General features: G+C 67.1%; 20 protein-coding genes and 1 riboswitch. Of the genes, 8 read left to right on the top strand and 12 right to left on the bottom strand.

Annotated features, from left to right (window positions below; all coding sequences use genetic code 11):
* Positions 1 to 21 precede the first annotated feature (21 nt).
* The 6 genes from clpB to QE394_RS11590 form a co-directional block, all read right to left on the bottom strand.
* Positions 22 to 2,664, bottom strand: a complete 2,643-nt coding sequence (gene clpB, locus QE394_RS11615) for an ATP-dependent chaperone ClpB (protein WP_349034567.1) — start codon at positions 2,662 to 2,664, stop codon at positions 22 to 24.
* A 242-nt stretch (positions 2,665 to 2,906) separates the two neighbouring features.
* A complete protein-coding gene (locus QE394_RS11610) occupies positions 2,907 to 3,659 on the bottom strand; it encodes a trypsin-like serine protease (protein ID WP_349034566.1) in 753 nt (250 codons plus the stop codon).
* 167 nt (positions 3,660 to 3,826) lie between these two features.
* Positions 3,827 to 4,912: an ATP-binding cassette domain-containing protein gene (locus tag QE394_RS11605; RefSeq protein ID WP_349035404.1), complete on the bottom strand. Its 1,086-nt coding sequence runs from the start codon at positions 4,910 to 4,912 to the stop codon at positions 3,827 to 3,829.
* Positions 4,909 to 5,784 carry an ABC transporter permease gene (locus QE394_RS11600; protein ID WP_349034565.1) on the bottom strand — a complete coding sequence of 292 codons (876 nt, stop codon included), beginning with the start codon at positions 5,782 to 5,784 and terminating at the stop codon, positions 4,909 to 4,911. Before QE394_RS11600 ends, QE394_RS11605 begins: the two co-directional genes overlap by 4 nt.
* Positions 5,781 to 6,575, bottom strand: a complete 795-nt coding sequence (gene modA, locus QE394_RS11595; RefSeq protein ID WP_349034564.1) for a molybdate ABC transporter substrate-binding protein — start codon at positions 6,573 to 6,575, stop codon at positions 5,781 to 5,783. Before modA ends, QE394_RS11600 begins: the two co-directional genes overlap by 4 nt.
* Positions 6,572 to 6,982: a TOBE domain-containing protein gene (locus tag QE394_RS11590; RefSeq protein ID WP_056080988.1), complete on the bottom strand. Its 411-nt coding sequence runs from the start codon at positions 6,980 to 6,982 to the stop codon at positions 6,572 to 6,574. Before QE394_RS11590 ends, modA begins: the two co-directional genes overlap by 4 nt.
* Before the next feature lie 132 nt (positions 6,983 to 7,114).
* On the opposite strand from QE394_RS11590, the gene QE394_RS11585 reads away from it, so the two are divergent.
* Both QE394_RS11585 and QE394_RS11580 read left to right on the top strand, forming a co-directional pair.
* On the top strand, positions 7,115 to 7,984 hold the full coding sequence (locus QE394_RS11585; protein ID WP_349034563.1) for a DUF4031 domain-containing protein: 870 nt from the start codon (positions 7,115 to 7,117) through the stop codon (positions 7,982 to 7,984).
* Positions 7,981 to 8,796 carry a 2-phosphosulfolactate phosphatase gene (locus QE394_RS11580; RefSeq protein WP_261619460.1) on the top strand — a complete coding sequence of 272 codons (816 nt, stop codon included), beginning with the start codon at positions 7,981 to 7,983 and terminating at the stop codon, positions 8,794 to 8,796. The genes QE394_RS11585 and QE394_RS11580 overlap by 4 nt, the downstream gene beginning before the upstream one ends.
* Positions 8,797 to 8,819: 23 nt before the next feature.
* Here the strand turns inward: QE394_RS11580 and QE394_RS11575 are convergent, their stop codons facing one another.
* The gene (locus QE394_RS11575; RefSeq protein WP_261619461.1) at positions 8,820 to 9,116 is read right to left on the bottom strand and encodes a DUF4190 domain-containing protein; all 297 of its coding nucleotides are present in this window, start codon (positions 9,114 to 9,116) and stop codon (positions 8,820 to 8,822) included.
* 103 nt (positions 9,117 to 9,219) lie between these two features.
* Here QE394_RS11575 and QE394_RS11570 point away from each other — a divergent pair, with 103 nt between their 5' ends.
* Positions 9,220 to 9,483 (top strand): hypothetical protein, encoded by a 264-nt coding sequence (locus tag QE394_RS11570; protein ID WP_056081002.1) that lies wholly within the window; start codon positions 9,220 to 9,222, stop codon positions 9,481 to 9,483.
* Positions 9,484 to 9,550: 67 nt separating this feature from the next.
* On the opposite strand, the gene QE394_RS11565 is transcribed toward QE394_RS11570, so the two are convergent.
* The gene (locus QE394_RS11565; RefSeq protein ID WP_056081005.1) at positions 9,551 to 9,952 is read right to left on the bottom strand and encodes a YccF domain-containing protein; all 402 of its coding nucleotides are present in this window, start codon (positions 9,950 to 9,952) and stop codon (positions 9,551 to 9,553) included.
* Positions 9,953 to 10,057: 105 nt separating this feature from the next.
* Positions 10,058 to 10,669, bottom strand: a complete 612-nt coding sequence (locus QE394_RS11560; protein WP_261619462.1) for a phosphoribosylanthranilate isomerase — start codon at positions 10,667 to 10,669, stop codon at positions 10,058 to 10,060.
* Positions 10,670 to 10,819: 150 nt separating this feature from the next.
* Here QE394_RS11560 and QE394_RS11555 point away from each other — a divergent pair, with 150 nt between their 5' ends.
* The 5 genes from QE394_RS11555 to QE394_RS11535 all read left to right on the top strand — a co-directional run bounded on the left by QE394_RS11555 (position 10,820) and on the right by QE394_RS11535 (position 13,662).
* Positions 10,820 to 11,386: a HutD family protein gene (locus tag QE394_RS11555; protein ID WP_261619463.1), complete on the top strand. Its 567-nt coding sequence runs from the start codon at positions 10,820 to 10,822 to the stop codon at positions 11,384 to 11,386.
* A 100-nt stretch (positions 11,387 to 11,486) separates the two neighbouring features.
* The gene (locus QE394_RS11550) at positions 11,487 to 12,017 is read left to right on the top strand and encodes a ferritin (RefSeq protein WP_349034562.1); all 531 of its coding nucleotides are present in this window, start codon (positions 11,487 to 11,489) and stop codon (positions 12,015 to 12,017) included.
* 140 nt (positions 12,018 to 12,157) lie between these two features.
* Positions 12,158 to 12,223: riboswitch (guanidine-III (ykkC-III) riboswitch) on the top strand.
* Positions 12,224 to 12,232: 9 nt separating this feature from the next.
* Positions 12,233 to 12,556, top strand: coding sequence for an SMR family transporter (locus tag QE394_RS11545; protein WP_349034561.1), 324 nt, complete (start codon positions 12,233 to 12,235; stop codon positions 12,554 to 12,556).
* Positions 12,556 to 12,915, top strand: a complete 360-nt coding sequence (locus tag QE394_RS11540) for a multidrug efflux SMR transporter (protein ID WP_349035403.1) — start codon at positions 12,556 to 12,558, stop codon at positions 12,913 to 12,915. Before QE394_RS11545 ends, QE394_RS11540 begins: the two co-directional genes overlap by 1 nt.
* Positions 12,916 to 13,035: 120 nt before the next feature.
* Positions 13,036 to 13,662 carry a nucleoside/nucleotide kinase family protein gene (locus QE394_RS11535; RefSeq protein WP_349034560.1) on the top strand — a complete coding sequence of 209 codons (627 nt, stop codon included), beginning with the start codon at positions 13,036 to 13,038 and terminating at the stop codon, positions 13,660 to 13,662.
* 142 nt (positions 13,663 to 13,804) lie between these two features.
* Here the strand turns inward: QE394_RS11535 and QE394_RS11530 are convergent, their stop codons facing one another.
* From QE394_RS11530 to betT, 3 genes are read right to left on the bottom strand one after another with little or no spacing between them, the layout of a single operon-like run.
* Positions 13,805 to 15,388: a GMC oxidoreductase gene (locus QE394_RS11530; RefSeq protein ID WP_349034559.1), complete on the bottom strand. Its 1,584-nt coding sequence runs from the start codon at positions 15,386 to 15,388 to the stop codon at positions 13,805 to 13,807.
* A gap of 2 nt (positions 15,389 to 15,390) precedes the next feature.
* The gene (locus tag QE394_RS11525; RefSeq protein WP_056081023.1) at positions 15,391 to 16,890 is read right to left on the bottom strand and encodes an aldehyde dehydrogenase family protein; all 1,500 of its coding nucleotides are present in this window, start codon (positions 16,888 to 16,890) and stop codon (positions 15,391 to 15,393) included.
* Positions 16,887 to 19,061: a choline BCCT transporter BetT gene (gene betT / locus QE394_RS11520; RefSeq protein ID WP_349034558.1), complete on the bottom strand. Its 2,175-nt coding sequence runs from the start codon at positions 19,059 to 19,061 to the stop codon at positions 16,887 to 16,889. Before betT ends, QE394_RS11525 begins: the two co-directional genes overlap by 4 nt.
* Positions 19,062 to 19,151: the final 90 nt, after the last annotated feature.

Genomic DNA, 19,151 nt, shown 5'->3' with positions numbered 1-19,151 from the left:
GACAGCACGTTTAAGGGTCCGCTAATCCTTCCGGCGCACCGACAGCCCGGCTGACGGGGCACCGGTGAGGGCGTCCACGTTGCCGTTGGTGAGTTCGTCCGGATCGGCCGCGGTGTCCACGAGCACCGTGTCGCCGTCAACGATGTCACCGGCGAGGATGGCCCTGGCCAGCCGGTCGCCGATCTCCCGCTGGACCAGGCGGCGCAGCGGCCGTGCGCCATATGCGGGATCGAAGCCGGAGAGGGCCAACCATGCCTTGGCCCCGTCCGTGACGTCAAGGGTGAGCCGGCGATCATGGAGGCGCCGGCCCAGCTCGTCCACGTGCAGTTCAACAATGTGGCCCAGCTCCTCCACCGTGAGGACATCGAACAGGACCACCTCATCCAGGCGGTTCAGGAACTCCGGCTTGAAGGACGCGTTCACCGTGGCCATCACGGCGTTCCGCTTGGCCTCGGCATCCAGGGCCTGGTCCACCAGGAACTGGCTGCCCAGATTGGACGTCAGCACCAGGATGACGTTGCGGAAGTCCACGGTGCGGCCCTGGCCGTCGGTGAGCCGGCCGTCGTCGAGCACCTGGAGCAGGATGTCGAACACCTCGGGGTGCGCCTTCTCCACCTCGTCCAGCAGCACCACGGAGTACGGACGGCGGCGGACGGCCTCAGTGAGCTGGCCGCCCTCTTCGTAGCCGACGTATCCGGGAGGGGCGCCCACCAGGCGTGATACGGAGTGCTTCTCGCCGTACTCGGACATGTCGATGCGCACCATGGCACGCTCGTCATCGAACAGGAAGTCCGCCAGGGCCTTGGCCAGCTCGGTCTTGCCCACGCCGGTGGGACCCAGGAACAGGAAGGAACCGGTGGGCCGGTTGGGATCGCTGATCCCGGCACGCGCACGGCGAACGGCATCCGATACGGCAGCGACGGCCTTGGCCTGGCCGATCAGCCGCCGGCCCAGCTCCTCCTCCATGTGCAGCAGCTTCTGGCTCTCGCCCTGCAGCATGCGCCCGGCGGGGATGCCGGTCCAGGCGGAGATTACCTCGGCGATGTCATCGGCGGTCACCTGTTCGGCCACCATCTGGGATGACTTGTCCGTCACGGCAGCCTCGGCCTCGGCGGCGGCGGTGAGCTCGCGTTCCAGGGCGGGAATCTCGCCGTACAGCACGCGGGAGGCGGTTTCGAGGTCTCCTTCGCGGGCGGCCTTCTCATACGCGCCGCGCAATTCGTCCAGCTTGGCCTTCAGGTCGCCCACCCGGTTGAGGCCGGCTTTCTCGGCCTCCCAGCGGACCTTGAGCCCGTTGAGTTCCTCCTCGCGGTCAGCCTTGTCAGCCCGCAGCGCGGCGAGCCGCTCCACGGAGGCGGCATCTTTCTCGTCCTGAAGGGCCAATTCCTCCATGGTGAGCCGGTCCACCAGCCGCTGGAGCTGGTCGATCTCCTCCGGAGCGGAATCGATCTCCATGCGCAGCCGGGACGCGGCCTCGTCCACGAGGTCGATGGCCTTGTCCGGAAGCTGCCGCCCGGAGATGTAGCGGTTGGAGAGGGTGGCGGCGGCCACGAGTGCGGAGTCCGCGATGGCGACCTTGTGGTGCGCCTCGTAGCGTTCCTTCAGGCCACGGAGGATGCCGATGGTGTCCTCGACGCTGGGCTCTCCCACATAGACCTGCTGGAAGCGGCGTTCCAGGGCGGGATCCTTTTCGATGTTCTCGCGGTATTCATCCAGGGTGGTGGCGCCGATCAGCCGGAGCTCCCCGCGGGCCAGCATGGGCTTGAGCATGTTGCCGGCATCCATGGAGGAGTCGCCGGTAGCGCCCGCGCCAACCACGGTGTGGATCTCATCGATGAAGGTGACGATCTGGCCTTCGGAATTCTTGATCTCCTCGAGCACGGCCTTGAGCCGCTCCTCGAATTCGCCGCGGTACTTGGCGCCGGCCACCATGGACGCCAGGTCCAGGGCGATCAGGGTCTTGCCGCGGAGGCTTTCGGGGACGTCGCCGGCCACGATGCGCTGGGCAAGTCCTTCCACAACGGCGGTCTTGCCCACGCCGGGCTCGCCGATGATCACCGGGTTGTTCTTGGTGCGGCGGCTCAGCACCTGGACGATGCGGCGGATTTCCGTGTCGCGCCCGATCACCGGGTCCAGCTTGCCGGAGCGGGCCATGGCCGTGAGGTCGGTGCCGAACTTTTCCAACGACTGGAAGGTGTTCTCCGGGTCCGGGCTGGTGACCTTGCGGTCGCCGCGGACGCCGGGCAGGGCGGCCACCAGGGCTTCGTGGGAGGCGCCGGCTTCGCGGAGGAGGCGCCCGACGGCGTCACTTCCGGAAGAGAGTCCCAGCAGCAGGACTTCGGTTGACACGAAGGTGTCGCCGAGGCGCTCGGCCTCCTCCTTCGCACTCTGGATGGCCTGCAGTGCAGTGCGGGAAAGCTGGGCCTGCTGGGAAGATCCACCCGAAGCCGAAGGAAGGGACTTGATGGCGCTGCTGGCGTGGACACTGACTGCGTCCGGTTCTGCGCCGGTCGCGCGGAGCAGCGCCACGGCCACACCCTCGCGCTGGTCCATCAGCGCTTTGAGGATATGGGCGGGTTCCACCTGCGGGTTGCCGGCCGTTGAGGCGTTCATGGCGGCAGCCGAAAGAGCCTCCTGGCTCTTGGTGGTGAATTTGACGTCCAAAGAGGGCTCCTTTCAGGGGCGTTTTCTTTAGGTTGAGTGTACTACGCTCAACTTTTAAAAACGCAGTCCTTTGGCCCTGTTTTCCCACAGCGAACCTTCGGCGCTTCCCGGCGGGACATGCAAAACCGGCGGGCGGCTCCCCCAACAAGCCATCCGCCGGACGGCCGGTTCCCGCGGCATCCCCCGGGAACCGGCACCGCCCGCCCCCTACCGGGACGGGCGGAAGTCGCGAAGACCGGAACTCAGGAGGCACCCACCCCTGAGACGCTGGTGATCCAGCTGAGGTTGCGGGACACGGACGCATGGTCGTTGTAGTACCTGGTGAAGCTGGACGGGTTGGGGCTGGGCAGGATGCTTGACGTCGACAGGACACCTACCAGCTTGCCGCTGACGATGAGCGGGCCGCCGGAGTCGCCACCCAGGGTGTGCCCGCTTTGGGACTGCGTCCGGACGGAGGCTCCGCCGTAGGTATCAGTCCCTTGGCCGGCCACGGTGACGTCGGCGGTCTTGAGGTTGTAGGACATGGTGCCCGCGCCTTCGGTCTGGTCGCCCCAGCCGTACACCTTGGCCGGAGCCCCGGTGGCGGGGAATGAGCTGGAGAGCCCTACGTAGGAGCCGTAATGCGGGGTGGACAGTTTCAGCAGCAGGACATCGCCGGTGCTGGAGGCATAGCGGCCGGCCACGGTCTTCACGGTGCCGCCGGCCTCCAGGTAGGTGGTTCCCAGCCGGACGGACTGCAGGGAGGCCGAATTGCAGTGCTTGGCCGTGATCACCCAGCTGGCCGAGATTTGGCTGCCGGTGCATCCTACGTTGGTACCGGTGGCATCGAAGGAGATCTGCGCTGCGTAGGGGGCTGCGGAAATGGCGGTGGTGCTGCCGCCGGCTATATCGGGGCTTGCCGCGTCACCGCCCGTTGCGGGTGCGGCCTGTGCGGGCAGCGGGCCCATGAGCGCAGCAGTCGCGGCAACGGCGGCAAGGATTCTGGCGATTTTCACAGCGGTGGCTCCTTCGCAAGGGACCCCGCACCGCTGCCGGTTGAGGCGCGGGCGGGGTCGGTTCCGGTTGATGGGCGGAGGCGATGGCCTGCCGCCCATCCGAACGGTACCGGAACATTGTGAAGCTTGTCACTGACTTTGACAAAATATGTAAATTAGTTTGTAAATCAAGTCGCGTAGATGGAAACCGCAGCGGACTTGATCACGAAGTGGGCCCGGATCCCGGGGGCCAGGCCCAGCTCTGCCGAGGCTGCGGGAGTGATGTCCGCGGCCAGGCCGCCTCCCCGCACCCGGATCTGGTCTCCATGGGGCTCCAGTTCGGTGACCTGCACGGGGAAGGAATTGCGGGGGCTTCCGTGTGCGTCCGTCAGGAACACGGACACGGCCGACGGCGGAAACACGGCCGCGCCAGGCAGCCCGGCGGCGCCTGCCTGGCCCGCTTCGCCCGGTTCCTCCAGGTGCCCGGCGATCTCCAGGTCAGGAGCGATGCCCTGCCCGCCGGCTGTCCGGATTCCGGAAGCCGTCAGCGTGCCTGTGACGAAGTTGAGCCCGGCCAGGCCGGCTGCGAACGGGCTGCGCGGCCGCTCCAGCACTTGGCGGGTGGGTCCGTCCTCCGCGATGCGCCCATTCTCAAGGACCACCACACGGTCCGCCAGCACCAGCGCATCCAGAACGTCGTGGGTGATGATGATAGCCGGCCGGTCCGCGAGCACCCGCTTCAGCAGCCGCCGCAGCAGCGGAGCCGAATGGATGTCCAGGGCCGCCATGGGCTCGTCCAGCAGGAGGAGGCCCGGGTCCGCAGCGAGGGCACGGGCCACGGCGACGCGCTGCGCCTGGCCGCCGGACAGCCCGGCTGGGCGGCGGCCGGCCAGGGCTTCAGCCTCCACTTCGGCCAGCCACTGGAGGGCGCGTTCCTTTGCCTTGCGTGGGGGGACGCCGGCGCTCCGGGGCCCGAAGGCCACATTGTCCGCCGCCGTGAGGTGCGGAAAGAGCAGGGGTTCCTGGGCCAGGAGTGCGGTTCCGCGGCGGTGCGGCGGCGTCCACTGATGGATCCCGGATCCCAGGTGGAACAGCGTCCGGCCATTGAGCTCGGCCCTCCCGGTGTCCGGCCGGACCAGGCCCGCGATGGTGGACAGCAAGGTGGATTTGCCCGCGCCGTTGGGCCCCATCACCGCCACGGTTTCGGTGGGCCCCAGCGCGAGGGACACGTCGAAATCCCGCTGGGCCACGGCAGCCTGGAACGAAAAGCTCACCGGACCGTCCCGCCCGCGGTGCCCGCCGTCGTCGGGCGCCGGGAAGAACCGCCCCATGGTGCCGGACCTTGGCGCTGCAGTCCGCCGGGGCGGCCGTAGGCAAGTGCCACCACCGCTACCGCGACAGCCACCAGGACGAGTGACAGGGCGACGGCGGCGTCAGGATCGGTTTCGCGCTGGAGGTAGATTTCCAGCGGCAGGGTGCGGGTGACGCCTTGGAGGCTGCCGGCGAAGGTGAGGGTGGCGCCGAATTCGCCCAGGCTGCGGGCAAACGACAGCACGGCTCCGGAGGCCAGCCCGGGAAGGATCAGCGGGAGGGTGACGCGGCGGAACACGACGCCCGGCGGTGCGCCGAGGGTGGCGGCCACGGCCTCGTACTTCTGCCCGCCGATCCTCAGCGCCCCCTCCAGGCTGACCACCAGGAACGGCAGTGCCACGAAGGTTTGTGCAAGGACCACGGCGGTGGTGGAGAAAGCGATCTGGATTCCCAGGACCTGCAGGGCGCCGCCCAGGAGTCCCTGCCGGCCGAAGGTGTAGAGCAGCGCAAGGCCACCCACCACAGGCGGCAGCACCAGCGGCAGCAGCACGAGGGAGCGGAGCAGCCGCTGGAAGGGGAAGCTGCCGCGGGCCAGGACGAGAGCGAGGGGGACGCCGAGAACGATGCACAGGAGCGTGCTCGCGGCCGACGTGCGCAGGCTCAGGCCCAGGGCGTCAAGCGCGGACTCCGAGGTAACCAAGGTGATGAAGTTTGCCCAGTTGACCCGGGCCACGATGGCTACAAGGGGCAGGACCACCACCAGGGCTGACAGGACAGCGAGTCCGGAAACCCACCGCGGGATGCCGGTATACGGCTGCCGCGCCCGGAGCTTCATTGTCCGCCCGCGCCGAACCCGGCTTTGGCGAGAACCTGCTGGCCGTCTGATCCCAGCACGAGGTTGATGAAGGCCTTGGCGGCTTCCTGGTTCTTTGCCCCGGACAGGGCTGCGATGGGATAGCTGTTGACGGCCGCTCCGGCCTCCGGGAACGGGATGCTGTCCACCCTGCCCCCGGCTGATTTGACGTCCGTGACGTACACCAGGCCGGCATCGGCTTCTCCTGAGGTGACCTTGCCCAGGACGTCGGTCACCGCGTTTTCCTCGCTGACCGGGCGGAGGGTGACCCCTGCCTTGTCCGCCGCCGTGGCGGCGGCCGCGCCGCAGGGCACCTGCTTGGCGCAGGTCACAAGCCGGAGGCCGTCCCTGGCGAGATCCTGGAACCCGGTGACACGTGCGGGGTTTCCGGCCGGGACTGCTATGGCCAGGGTGTTGGTCGCGAAAACCCGGGGCTCGCCCTCGGCCAGGCCCGCCACGGTGACTTTGTCCATGTTTTTGGTATCCGCGGAGGCAAATACGTCTGCGGGGGCGCCCTGGGTGATCTGGGTGGCGAGGTCGGAGGAGCCGGCGAAGCTCAGGCTGACGCGGGTGCCGGGATGCTGCGCTTCGAAAGTCTCCGCCAACTCGGTGAAACTCGACTTGAGCGACGCCGCGGCGAAGACGGTCAGGGTTGTGGCGGCATCGTCGGATGAAGTGCCAGCGCTGCCCGCCGGTGCGCTGCTGCCGGCGCATCCGGCCAGCCCGGCCGCCAGTACCAGGGCGGCGACCGCCGTCGTGACGCCTCGTTTCATACTGTTCCCTTCCCCTGCGGGGTTTCGATGATGACGGTGGTGGCCTTGACTACGGCCGTGGCCACCGAGCCCAGTTCGAGTCCCAGGTCCCGGACGGCTTCGCTGCTCATCAGGGACACCACCCGGAAAGGCCCGCACTGGAGTTCCACCTGCGCCATGACCTTGTCAGCCACAATGCCGGTCACCAGCCCCACGAACCTGTTGCGCGCCGAACTTCCGGTCCGGTGCGGATCGTCGGGGAGCTGGGCGAGTTTCTGGGCGTGCCGGGCGAGCTCCAGCCCGTCCACGGCCAGCCGGCCGGACTCGTCCCTGAGGGCCGTGAGGGAACCGTTGTCCGTCCAGCGCCGCACGGTATCATCACTGACGCCGAGGAAGCGTGCGGCCTCGGAAACGCGAATGAGGGTCATGCGCCTACTGTAGTTCGTAATTGCGGACCGAATGGCGAATTCAGTCCGCAGATCGGATTGTGACCGCAGTGCCCTTTCCTCCGGGTGCCGCGCTACCGGGCAGCAGTGGGGCGGCGGCACTACACTTCCTGCATGGCCATTTACCTGGACCCGCCATTGTGGCCTGCCCATGGAACACACTTCTCGCACCTGGTGTCAGACACGTCGCTGGATGAGCTGCATGCCTTCGCCGGTGCTGCGGGCATCCCTGAGCGGGCGTTCGACGGCGACCATTACGATGTGCCGGAGCGCCGCTTTAACGATCTGGTGGCGGCCGGCGCGGTGCCCGTCGAGGCCCGCGTCCTGGTACGGAGACTGATTGCGAGCGGCCTGCGGATCCCGGCGCGGCAGCGAAACAAATCCCTCAAGGTGCCTCTGCTTAACCGGTGGAACACCATCATGGACGGCCATGACGCCCTCTTCCTGGACCTGCTGGACCGCTGGAGCGAACCGCACCGGCACTACCACGGCTGCACCCACCTGCTCTCGGTCCTCGAGGCGCTGGACCTGCTGACGGAGCCCGCCGAACCTCCACGGACGGTGCTGCTGGCTGCCTGGTTTCATGACGCCGTCTACCGCGGAATCGCTGAACAGGACGAGGAGGAATCGGCACGCCTTGCAGAGGACCGGCTGGCAGAGGCCGGGCTCCCCGAAGCGGACGTGGACGAGGTTGCCCGGCTGGTGCGCCTGACCTCTGACCATCGGCCGGAAGCCGGGGACGACGGCGGCGCCCTGCTCTGCGACGCTGACCTTTCCGTTCTCGGCGGGGAACCGGACCAGTACGCCCGTTATGTGGCAGCCGTGCGAAAAGACTATGCGCACATTGGTGACGCGGACTTCGCCGCCGGCCGGGCCGCCGTCGTACGCCATCTGCTCGAACTGGACCCGTTGTTCCACAGCCCCCGCGCGAAGGCGCTGTGGGCGGACTCCGCGCACCGCAACCTGAAGGGCGAACTGGCATGAACGCACCAGGCTCGAACCCGCGGCACACCAGGACGGCGAATGCCGCGCACTGGCAGCTTCCCTACACGGTCCGCTTCGAGTGGGGACCCGACGCAGCCGCCATCACGTCCGGCGCCAACCTTGCCGTGGTGGTGGACGTCCTGTCCTTCACCACCTGTGTGAGCGTGGCACTGGACCGCGGCGCGGAGGTGCTCCCCTACGCGTGGAAGGACACCAGCGCCGAGGACTTTGCTGCCCACCACGGTGCACAGCTTGCCGGCCCGCGCGACGGCGGCGGGCTGAGCCTGTCCCCCGCCAGCCTGCGCGCCGCGGACTCCCTGGGCCGGGTGGTGCTCCCGTCCCCCAACGGCTCGGCTCTCTGCCATGAACTGGCCGGCCACGTTCCGCTGGTGGCCGCGGTGTCCCTCCGCAACGCGGCGGCAACGGCCGACTGGGTGGCCGCGAACCTACCGGAGGACGCCGTGATCGCCGTGATCGCCGCGGGTGAGCGCTGGCACGACGGAACCCTGCGCCCCGCCGTGGAGGACCAGATCGGTGCCGGCGCCTTCATCGCGGGCCTGGCGGCCACGGGCAGGGGCGGCTACGACGCGGATGAAGGCAGGGATGGCCGGCACGGATACTCACCCGAAGCCGTGGCGGCGATGGCGGTCTACGAGGCTGCCGAGCCGCGGTTGCGGGAGATGCTGCACGGCTGCGCCAGCGGCAGGGAGCTGGCGGGCGCCGGCTACGCCGCGGATGTGGACATCGCCGCGGAACTGGACGACAGCGACGCCGTGGCCATCCTGGCGGACGGGGTATTCCGGCGCAGGTGAGGAATGTTATTGCTTAAGGCTGGCTACTGCGTGAACTGCTGCACGGCACCTGGTATGAAGCCCAAAGTGTTGATCAGCGCCAACGAGGCAATCCCATAGCCAATCATCAGGGCAGCAATTGCCAGCAGCTTCCCCCGTTCACCCCTGAGGCGAATTTGGTTCAAGGCAACGTGCCCGGCACCCACCGCAAACACGGCAAGAACGGCCACCCCAAAAATCCACAGCCCAGATGCAGCCAGGACAGCCAAAACCATGGCCGCAACAGCCAGTTTGTTCAGTTGATGTCTTGCCGTGTGCGTCGGCTCCGTCGATGCGCTCATCCTGGTCCCCCAACCTAAGGTATGCATGCGAGTCTAACTGGAGCCATCGCCGCACCTCAGGACCAGTATCCTGACCGTACTTGGAAAGCCGAAAAGTGGGGGCATGATGGACGCCGACTGGAGCTTTAGGACAGACGACAGCAATGCACGTTACCTCGTCCCATCCGACGAAGTGCGCCTGCCCGTTGAGAAGGCCGCCAAGGAACTGCGCGAGGCCATGGAATCGTGCAGAAGAGCCGCCGTCGATCTCGGCGCCGTTATCCGCGCTTCAAGCCAGGCTGGGTATGGAACGGGATGGATCCTGGAGGCAGCAGGCCTCAACAGCGCAGATCTGGAACGAGTCCTTCGCGGCGAAGAACTCTTCTGAAGAATTTCTGGCACATCAGAGTGGCCCGGATCGAAGACCTCCCGGTCATCACGACCAGAGCCGGGATTTAGCGGTAGGTGCTCACGAACGGAGTGCTGGTGGGCACGATCTGCTTGCCCAGCGGCATCAGCGACACCGGGATGAGCTTCAGGTTGGCGATGGCCAGGGGGATGCCGATGATGGTGAGGGCCATCGCGATCGCGGTGGCCACATGACCGATCGCGATCCAGATGCCGGCCACCAACAGCCAGATCACGTTGCCCAGCAGGGCGAACGGCCCGTTGCCGCCCGGCTTGTCCACCACCATCTGCCCGAACGGCCACAGCGCATAGGCCCCGATCCGGAACGAGGCGATGCCCCACGGAATGGTCACGATCAGCAGGCAGCAGATGACCCCTGCCGCGAAGTACCCCAGAGCCAGCCAGAAGCCGCCGAATACCAGCCAGATGATGTTGAGCAGTGTCTTCATGCATCCATTGTCCACCGGTACTGCGAACCGGAACGTAGGGGATCCCCCTGAGCGGACCCTTAATTGGCCTGGCTGACGGCGCCGGGAGAAAGGGTCCGGCCAGCCCTAGACCTTCGCGCCGGCCTTCGCGGCTCCGACGAACGCACGGATTTTCGCCAGGTCCTTGACGCCGCGGGATGCCTCCACACCGGAAGAGACGTCCACGCCCCAGGCGTGGGCCGCCACTGAGGCGTCATGGACATTGCCTGCATCCAGCCCGCCGGCGAGCAGCCACTGGCGGCCCTGCAGGACGGGGAGATCCGCCATGGACGCGTAGTCCCAGCTCTCACCCGAGCCGGGCACGGCGGCATCGATCAGGAGGAGGTCTTCGCCCCAGTCCGCCAACTCATCCGGGCCGGCACCAGCGGTGACGGCCCTGACCAGCTTCATTCCGGCGTCGTGCACTGTGGCAACGTCCGCGCGGGTGCGCTCACCGTGCAGCTGGATCCACTGCAGCCCAGCGGCGCGGGCAATGGCAATGGCGTCGGCCACAGGCTCGTGGCGGAAAACAGCAATGGGTGAAACGTTGGCTGGCACGTCAGCCAACAAGGTGGCAACCTGGCCCGGCGAGACCACCCGCGGGCTGGCAGTCAGGACAAATCCCACCGCATCCGCGCCGGCATCCACCGCTTCCCGGATGGATTCAGACGTGCTGAGACCACACACTTTGACGAACATTCCCGGGCTCCTTCAGGCTGTTTTCGTGTTGACCCCCCGCAGGAGAGTAGCAGGGACGGGTCCAACCTGCGATGCATGCCCACGTAACCAAACCGCACACTCGCCAGGTGGCGGGACCGGTCAACCCCGGCCGCAAACTAGGCTGGGCAGATGCAGATCATCCGCTTCGCAGAACTCAAGGCCAAACCCTGGCGCAACGGCGGCGGCACCACACGGGAAATCCTCAGCGGCCCGGCGGACCAGGCTGACGGGTGGGGCTGGCGGGTCAGCCTCGCCGATGTCACCAAAGCCGGTGATTTTTCGGAGTTCCCGGGCTGTGAGCGTGTGCTGACCGTGGTGGAGGGCGAACTCCTGCTGCTCAGCGTGGACGGCTCCGAACGTCCCGTGGAAAAGTACCGGCCATTCCGCTTCGACGGCGGCGCGGCAACCACCGCCACGCTGCCCACCGGCGACATCCGGAACCTCAACGTGATCACCAAGTCTGACGCCTTCAAGGGCTACGCATCCGTCATCGAAATTTCGAAGAAGCGGGCCCACCCGGTGTTTGCGGGACAGGTTGCCGTGCTGCTGCAGGGACAGGCGACGGCTGGTGACGGGGCCGGCGGCTCCGCTGACCTGGGGCGCTACGACGCGGTAGTGGGATCCGATGACGCCACTCCGGAGGTCACCGGCCGCGGGTTCCTGGCCGTGGTGTCCATCGATCCTGCAGCGGACTGACACGCCGGCCAACCGGCCCAACCGGGGACAGGGACAAACCTCCCGGGCCCAATATGTCGCCCTCTGGTAGGCGCTCCGGTCCGTCCCTACACTCGGCACTATGACAACAACAACGTTCAACGCGCTCCTGTCTACCCAGATCGGCAACGAATTCACGGCGTCCCAGCAGTACATCGCCGTTGCCACGTGGTTCGCCAACGAGGACCTGCCCCAGTTGGCCCGCTACTTCTACCGCCAGTCCGTGGAGGAACGGAACCACGCCATGATGATGGTCCAGTACATGCTGGACCGGGACATCCCCTTCAACATTCCCGGCGTTCCGGCTGTCCGGACCGACTTCGCCAAGGTCACTGAGCCGCTGGCCCTGGCGCTGCAGCAGGAACAGGAAGTCACCAGGAACATCGAGGACCTTTTCCGTGCCGCCCGCGCCGAAAATGATGCCCTGGGCGAGCAGTTCATGCTCTGGTTCCTCAAGGAACAGGTGGAGGAGGTGGCGTCCATGACCACACTGCTGAACATCGCCGAACGCGCGGACAACCTCTTCGACATCGAGAACTTCATCGCCAGGGAAACTGTCGGCGACGGCGGCCGCGACGCCAACGCGCCGGATGCCGCAGGCGGCGCGCTCTAACCCCCGGCCAACTGCGTAGCAGCAGATGTCGGATAGAGCCTCAAAAGAGCATCTGCTGCGACCTGGTTGGGTGCAGGCACCCGTGGTGAGCTTGGGCACCAACGCTGGCCAGCCGGCGTCGGGCGTTGCTATGTTGGATGCCAAGGCTCCGCACCCGAGCCTCCGGACGACGGTTCAGTACCCGGCACGCGACAAGACTGGCCAAAGGATCTGTCATGTCGTGGTTAATCCTGGTTCTCTCCGGGGCGCTCGAAGCAGTCTGGGCCGCCGCCCTGCACCGCGCAGCGCAGGCATCCGGCAAACGCCGCATCGCCCCCTCCATCCTCTTCCTGGTCTCCGTCGTTGCCAGTACCGGCGGCCTGGCCTTTGCCATGCAAAGCATTCCCACCGGTACCGCCTATGCGGTGTGGGTGGGCGTCGGCGTGGTCCTGACGTCCGCCTACGCGATGGCCAGCAAGGTTGAACGCCCGACGGCGGCGCGCCTGCTCCTGCTGACCGGCATCGCCGCGTGCGTGGTGGGCCTGAAGGTGGTGGCGTGATGTTGAAGTGTTCAGCTCCGTGGCTGGTGCTCCTGGCATCAGCCGTCCTCGAAGCGGTCTGGGCCACCGCGCTGGGCCTGTCCGACGGCTTCAGCAAACCGCTGCCCACGGTTGTCTTCCTGATCACCGCCACGCTCAGCATGCTGGGCCTGGGGATGGCGATCCGGTCCATCCCGCTGGGCACCGCGTACGCCATCTGGGTGGGGATCGGCGCCGCCCTCACAGTTGGCTGGGCAATGGCCACCGGAGTGGAACCCTTCAGCGTGCTGAAGCTGCTGTTCATTGCCGGAATCGTGGGCTGCGCCGCCGGGCTCAAGGCACTCCCCACCGAGAAGAAGCAGCCGGCTCCCGCAAGCTGACTTTCCCCACCTATGAGGCGGGACGACGGCGTGTCCCGGCGGCCCGCCGTCGTCCGCCGTCCTGGTGGCCGCAAAGGTGGGGAGGTTCAGCGGCGCGGCCCTGGCCTTTAGGCTTTTGCCATGGACTCCCCCGAGATCGCCCAGGCCGTGGACGCGCTCCGGCGCCGGATAGCCCCGGGAACGCGAACCATCCTGGGCATCGCCGGGGCGCCCGGCTCCGGAAAATCCACCTTGGCCGCCTGGCTCCAGCAACAGTTCGGCCCCGGAACGGCGGTGGTGGTGCCCATGGACGGCTTCCACCTGGGGAACGCCATCATCGACGGAACCCCGCTGCGGGAGCGCAAGGGCGCCATGGACACGTTCGACGCCGGCGGATACCTGTCGCTGCTCCGGCGCCTGGCGGCACGGGACGAGGCGGTCGTTTACGCGCCGGAATTCCGGCGCACCCTGGACGAGCCTGTGGCGGCGTCGATCGCGGTGCCGGCCGACGTTCCGCTGGTCATCACCGAGGGCAACTACCTGCTGGCCGACCAGGAGCCGTGGAAAGAGATCCGGGCGCAGCTGGACGAGGTGTGGTTCCTGGAGACGCCCCACGAGCTGCGGATCAGCCGGCTGGTGGCCAGGCACGCCTCATTCGGGATGGCACCGGACGCCGCGGAGGCGTGGGCCAACGGGCCGGACGAGGCCAACGCGGTCCTGATCAGGTCCACCCGCCACGCTGCCGACCGCATCATTCCCTGGCTCTGACCATCCCCTTTTTCCACATCGGACAGACTGACGGCAGCACCGCTGGGGTTCCCCATCTTTGAGGCGGGACGACGGCGTGTCCCGGGGACACGCCGTCGGCCATTCCATCCTCACGGCGAAGGTGGGGAATTTCAGCGGCAGATCAGGCTGTGCGGGCGGCCCGGACCAACTCGGCACAGCGCTCGCCGATCATCATGGTGGTGATGTTCGGGTTCACGGTGGTCAGCTCCGGCATGACTGACGCGTCGGCCACCCGCAGGCCGGTGACGCCCTTGACCCGGAGTTCGGGATCCAGGGGCGACATCCGGTCCCCGGTTGCCCCCATCCGGACCGTGCCCGCGGGGTGGTAGACGGTGTTGTGGGTCTTACGGATGTACTCGGTGATCTCTTCATCGCTCTGGATGCCGGAACCCGGGTACAGCTCGGTTCCCACCCACTCGGAAAGCGCAGGCTGGGCCGCGATCTCACGGGCTTTCCGGATGCCGGCCACCATCACGCGCATGTCGTGGCCCTCGGGATCGGTGAAGTAGCGCGGATCCACCTTGGGCTTGTCCCGGAAGTCCTTGCTGCGCAGCTTCACGGTCCCGCGGCTGCGGGCGTGCGTGACGTTGGGCGTGAGGCAGAAGCCGTTCTCCGTGGTGGGGAAGCCCTGGCGCAGGGTGTGCATGTCGAACGGTACGGACCCGTAGTGGAACATCAGGTCCGGGCGGTCCAGGCCGTCCTCGGTGGTGGTGAAGATGCCGGCTTCCCACCACTGGGTGGACGTCTGGGTCATGGGCTGCTTCGCTTCCCACTGGATGACGCCCTCAGGGTGGTCCTGCAGGTGCTCGCCCACGCCGGGTGAGTCCACCCGGACGGGGATGCCGAACTCCTCCAGCTGGGCCGCCGGGCCGATGCCGGAGAGCATCAGCAGTTTGGGCGAATCGATGGCACCGGTGGACACCACTACCTCGGCCCGGGCGGTGAGCTGGTGGGTCTTGGCGAAGGCGTTGTCCACCACGGCCACGCCGGTGCAGCGGTTGGCGTCGTCGAACGTGAGCTCCTTGGCGCGCAGGCCGGTCAGGAGGGTGAAGTTCTTCCGGTCCATGATGGGGTGGATGTAGGACACCGAGCTGGAGGACCGGGTGCCGTCGGCGCGGCGGTTGATCTGGAAGAAGCCGGCACCGTTGATCACCGTGTCGCCGGTGTTGAAGTGCGCCTTGGGGATTCCTGCCTGTTCGCAGGCTTCCAGCATGGCCCGGCCCGTGGGGTCCGACGCCGGGACGTTCATCAGGTGCACCGGTCCGGAGTCGCCGTGGTGCGGTGCGTCCGGGCCGGCGTCCTCATTGGTTTCCAGCTGCTTGTACAGCCGGTAAGCCAGGTCCGAGGTCCAGCCGGTGGCGCCGAACTTCTGCTCCCACTCGTCAATGTCCTCGCGCGGCGCCCAGAAGGCGATGCAGGAGTTGTGGCTGGAGCAGCCGCCCATCACCTTGGCCCGGGCGTGGCGCATGAAGGAGTTGCCGTTTTCCTGCTCTTCGATGGGGTAGTCCCAGTCGTAGCCGGATTCCAGCAGTTCCATCCAGCGGTCCAGTTGCAGGATCTCGGGGAGGTCCCGGTCGTCCGGACCGGCTTCCACCAGGGCAACTTCCAGCGATGGGTCTTCGCTGAGGCGGGAAGCCACTGCAGCGCCCGCCGAGCCGCCGCCGATCACGATGTAGTCGAAGTCCGTCCTTGCTGCTGCGCTCATTATCAGTTCCTCCCTGCAGGTGCGGCGGCGTGGTCCGCGAACCAGCCGGTGACCTGCGGATCGATGTTCTGGTAGACGTGCTTGGCTTCCTGGTACTCGGCCAGGCCGGTGGGGCCCAGTTCACGGCCGACGCCGGACTGCCCGAAGCCGCCCCATTCCGCCTGTGGCAGGTAGGGGTGGAAATCGTTGATCCAGATGGTGCCGTGGCGGAGGGCACGGGCCACCCGCTGGGATTTGCCGGCGTCCTGTGACCAGACAGCCCCGGCCAGGCCGTAGTGGGTGTCGTTGCCGAGCTTCACGGCCTCGGCCTCGCTGGTGAAGGTTTCCACCGTCACCACGGGCCCGAACGCCTCGTCCACCAGGACCGACATTCCGCTGGTGACCTGGTCCAGGACGGTGGGCAGGTAGTAGAAGCCCTTTTCCAGGTCCCCGGTTCCCCACGCGCCGCCGCAGCGCAGGCGGGCGCCCTCCGCAACGCCCTTGTCCACGTAGGCGGTGACCTTGTCCCGGTGGGCTGCTGAAATCAGCGGGCCGGCCTCGGCGTCGGGGTCGAACGGGCCGCCCAGGCGGATCTGGCCTGCCCGGCGCACCAGCTCATCCACGAACTTCTCCGCAATGGATTCCTCCACGATCAGGCGGGCACCCGCGGAGCAGACCTGGCCGGAGTGAACGAACGCCGCGTTGAGGGCGTTGTCCAGGGCAGCGTCGAAATCAGCGTCCGCGAAGACGATGTTGGGGTTCTTGCCGCCCAGTTCCAGGGCAACCTTCTTGACCGAGGCGGCTGCCGAGGCCGCAATCACCTTGCCTGTTTCCAGGCCGCCGGTGAAGGACACCAGGTCCACATCGGGGTGGCTGGACAGGACGGAGCCCACGGTTTTGCCTTCGCCCAGGACCAGGTTAGCGACGCCGTCGGGCAGTCCCAGCTCCTGGAGGACTTCCATCATGAGGATGGACGTGTGCGGCGTCAGTTCGCTGGGCTTGAGGACGAAGCTGCAGCCAGCCGCCAGCGCCGGGGCGATCTTCCACGCCGCCTGCAGCAGCGGGTAGTTCCACGGCGCGATCAGGGAGCAGACGCCCACGGGCTCGTACTCGATGCGGCTGACCACCGTGGGGCTGCCGGCATCCACCAGGCGGCCGGATTCCTGCCCGGCGAGCTTGCCGAAGTATTCGAAGCAGTTGGCGATGTCGTCCATGTCGATGTCGCTTTCCACCAGGCGCTTGCCCGTGTCCAGCGTTTCGGCGCGGGCAAACTCGTCCTTGCGGTCGCGCAGCCGGGCGGCCACGTTGAGCAGGAAAGAGCCGCGCTCCAGCGGAGACCTCGCGGACCACTCGCCGGCGTCGAAGGCAGCACGTGCGGCCAGCACCGCGCGGCCGGCGTCGTCAGCCGTCCCCTCAGCAACGGTGCCCACCAGCTCGCCGTCCGCCGGGCAGTGAATGTCCCGCGTGCCGCCGTCGGACGCTCCGGTCCAAGTGCCGCCGATGAATAGCGTTGAGGCGCTCATTTCGTTTCCTCCTGCATGTCGAAATCGGATTCCCAATTGTCTTTAGCCACCTGGTCCTCGACCAGGACGGTGTTTCCGGGTGCTGCACGGTTCAGGTGCAGGAATTCAAGGTGCTGCTCGTAGTGGTCCAGGACATCGGTGATGACCTGCTCGCGGGTGTATCCCATGAGGTCGTAACCGTGGCTGCCCTCCTGGGAGAACACCTCCATCCGGTAGTAACGGTCCTCCGGATCAGCGCGGCGGGTGGCGTAGCTGGGCGTCTCGTACTGGACCGGGTAGATCTGGTACTTGAACGCCCGTTCCTCCCCCATGGCCAGCTGCAGGTCGATGCTCTGGATGCCGCAGGTCTCCACCGTGGCTACGGTCAGCGACGTCTCGGCGCCCTGGGACTTGAGTTCCGCCTCGACGTCCTTCAACGCCGGCAGGGCCACGGTTTCGGCAAAGCGGGTTGTCTGCTTGCGGCCCGGGTAGCTCATGGCACGGCTTAGCCGCTGCCGCCAGGTCCGTCCGCCGCGCTGGTCCAGGGACCTTCCGGTGATGATGCCGGGCAGGCTGGCGCGGTAGCTGTCGTTGAGCGAGTTCTCCACCCGCAGCGCCTTGTAGAGCCCCAGCATGATCAGCACCAGCAGCAACGAGAGCGGCAGGCCCATGATGATGGTGGCGTTTTGCAGCGTGGGAACGCCGCCCACCGTCAGCATGGCCAGGGTCAGCAGGCCGGTGGCCACCGCCCAGAAGACGCGCATCCACTCGGGGCCGTCGGAATCGGCGTCCTTGAGGTGCGAGGTGAAGTTGGACATCACCAGGGCGCCGGAATCAGCCGAGGTCACGTAGAAGAGCAACCCGGTGAAAGTGGCGACTGCGGCGGTGACGGGTACGGCGGGGAACTGTTCCAGCAGGCTGTAGAAGCCGCGTTCCGGGTGGCTCATGGCCGCCTCGCCGAACGCCGCGTTGCCGTTCATGATCAGGTCAAGGCTGGAGTTCCCGAAGATGGAGATCCACAGCACGATGAAGATGAAGGGCACGGTCATGGTGCCCAGGACGAACTGCCTGATGGTGCGGCCGCGGGAAATGCGGGCCAGGAACAGGCCGACGAACGGCGCCCAGGCGATCCACCAGGCCCAGAAGAACAGGGTCCAGGCGTTCATCCAGTCCGTGGGCCTGTCGTAGGCGAACGTGTCCAGGGTCATGGCGGGGAACCGGCTCATGACGTCGCCGATGTTCTGGGCGATCCCGTCCAGCAGGAAGCTGGTCTTGCCGGTCACCAGGACGAAGAGCATCAGGGCAACGGCCAGGATCACGTTGAGTTCGGAAAGCCGCCGGATCCCCTTCTCGACGCCGGAAACCACGGACACGGTGGCCATCACCACGGACAGGACGATCAGGCCGATCTGCACGGCCAGGTTCTCGGGAATGCCGAACATGAAGTTCAGCCCGTAGTTGAGCTGGACGACGCCGATGCCCAGTGAGGTGGCGATCCCGAAGATGGTGCCAAGGAGCGCCGCGATGTCCACCGCGTGCCCCACCGGCCCCTCGATCTTCTTGCCGAAGATGGGGTAAAGGGCCGAGCGGATGCTCAGCGGCAGGTTGTGCCGGTAGGAGAAGTAGCCCAGCGCGAGCCCCATGAGGGCGTACAGCGCCCAGCCGGTGATGCCGTAGTGGAACAGCGTCCACACCAGGGCCTGGCGGGCGGCCTCCGCGGTTCCTCCCTCGCCCTGCGGCGGGGCCAGGTACTGGCTTACCGGTTCGGAGACGGAGAAGAACATCAGGTCGATGCCGATGCCGGCGGCAAAGAGCATGGCCGCCCAGGTGAACATGCCGAACTGTGGTTTGGAGTGGTCCGGCCCGAGCTTGGTCTTTCCCACCCGGGACAGGGCGGCCACCAGGACGAAAATGACCACGGCGGTGACGATCATGAAGTAGTACCAGCCCATATTGGTGGACACCCAGCCCACCATGGCCCCGATGACCGCCTCCGCGTTGTCCTTGGCCATGATGGCCCACAGGGCAATAGCCACCACGCCGGTGGCGGAGCCCAGGAAGACTGTCTTGTTGACCCGGGTTTTGGCCGCCGGGCCGGCGCTGTGGTTGGTGTTTCCGCCGTGCGCGGGCGGCTTTCGTTCTTCTTTCTCAGGACCCGTGGTGTCCACGGGCGGTACTGCATTCTGGCTCATCAGATCCCGTTCCAGTTTTGAGGCTGCGGTCCAGACGCCGGGCGTACGGTGCCGCTGAGGGCACACCGAATGAAGGTCAGGCCGGGCGTC

Source organism: Pseudarthrobacter sp. SORGH_AS 212 (assembly GCF_030818145.1).
Lineage (GTDB): Bacteria > Actinomycetota > Actinomycetes > Actinomycetales > Micrococcaceae > Arthrobacter.
Note: the sequence above shows the minus strand (reverse complement) of the source record. Positions and strands in the feature narration are given on the sequence as shown.

Coding starts and splice junctions, on each gene's coding strand:
- QE394_RS11580 (WP_261619460.1), top strand. CDS start 7,981: ATGAACGCACCAGGCTCGAACCCGCGGCACACCAGGACGGCGAATGCC.
- QE394_RS11530 (WP_349034559.1), bottom strand. CDS start 15,388: ATGAGCGCAGCAGCAAGGACGGACTTCGACTACATCGTGATCGGCGGC.
- betT (WP_349034558.1), bottom strand. CDS start 19,061: ATGAGCCAGAATGCAGTACCGCCCGTGGACACCACGGGTCCTGAGAAA.
- QE394_RS11565 (WP_056081005.1), bottom strand. CDS start 9,952: ATGAAGACACTGCTCAACATCATCTGGCTGGTATTCGGCGGCTTCTGG.
- QE394_RS11555 (WP_261619463.1), top strand. CDS start 10,820: ATGCAGATCATCCGCTTCGCAGAACTCAAGGCCAAACCCTGGCGCAAC.
- QE394_RS11535 (WP_349034560.1), top strand. CDS start 13,036: ATGGACTCCCCCGAGATCGCCCAGGCCGTGGACGCGCTCCGGCGCCGG.
- QE394_RS11560 (WP_261619462.1), bottom strand. CDS start 10,669: ATGTTCGTCAAAGTGTGTGGTCTCAGCACGTCTGAATCCATCCGGGAA.
- QE394_RS11570 (WP_056081002.1), top strand. CDS start 9,220: ATGATGGACGCCGACTGGAGCTTTAGGACAGACGACAGCAATGCACGT.
- QE394_RS11525 (WP_056081023.1), bottom strand. CDS start 16,890: ATGAGCGCCTCAACGCTATTCATCGGCGGCACTTGGACCGGAGCGTCC.
- QE394_RS11600 (WP_349034565.1), bottom strand. CDS start 5,784: ATGAAGCTCCGGGCGCGGCAGCCGTATACCGGCATCCCGCGGTGGGTT.
- QE394_RS11575 (WP_261619461.1), bottom strand. CDS start 9,116: ATGAGCGCATCGACGGAGCCGACGCACACGGCAAGACATCAACTGAAC.
- QE394_RS11590 (WP_056080988.1), bottom strand. CDS start 6,982: ATGACCCTCATTCGCGTTTCCGAGGCCGCACGCTTCCTCGGCGTCAGT.
- QE394_RS11545 (WP_349034561.1), top strand. CDS start 12,233: ATGTCGTGGTTAATCCTGGTTCTCTCCGGGGCGCTCGAAGCAGTCTGG.
- QE394_RS11550 (WP_349034562.1), top strand. CDS start 11,487: ATGACAACAACAACGTTCAACGCGCTCCTGTCTACCCAGATCGGCAAC.
- QE394_RS11540 (WP_349035403.1), top strand. CDS start 12,556: ATGTTGAAGTGTTCAGCTCCGTGGCTGGTGCTCCTGGCATCAGCCGTC.
- modA (WP_349034564.1), bottom strand. CDS start 6,575: ATGAAACGAGGCGTCACGACGGCGGTCGCCGCCCTGGTACTGGCGGCC.
- QE394_RS11585 (WP_349034563.1), top strand. CDS start 7,115: ATGGCCATTTACCTGGACCCGCCATTGTGGCCTGCCCATGGAACACAC.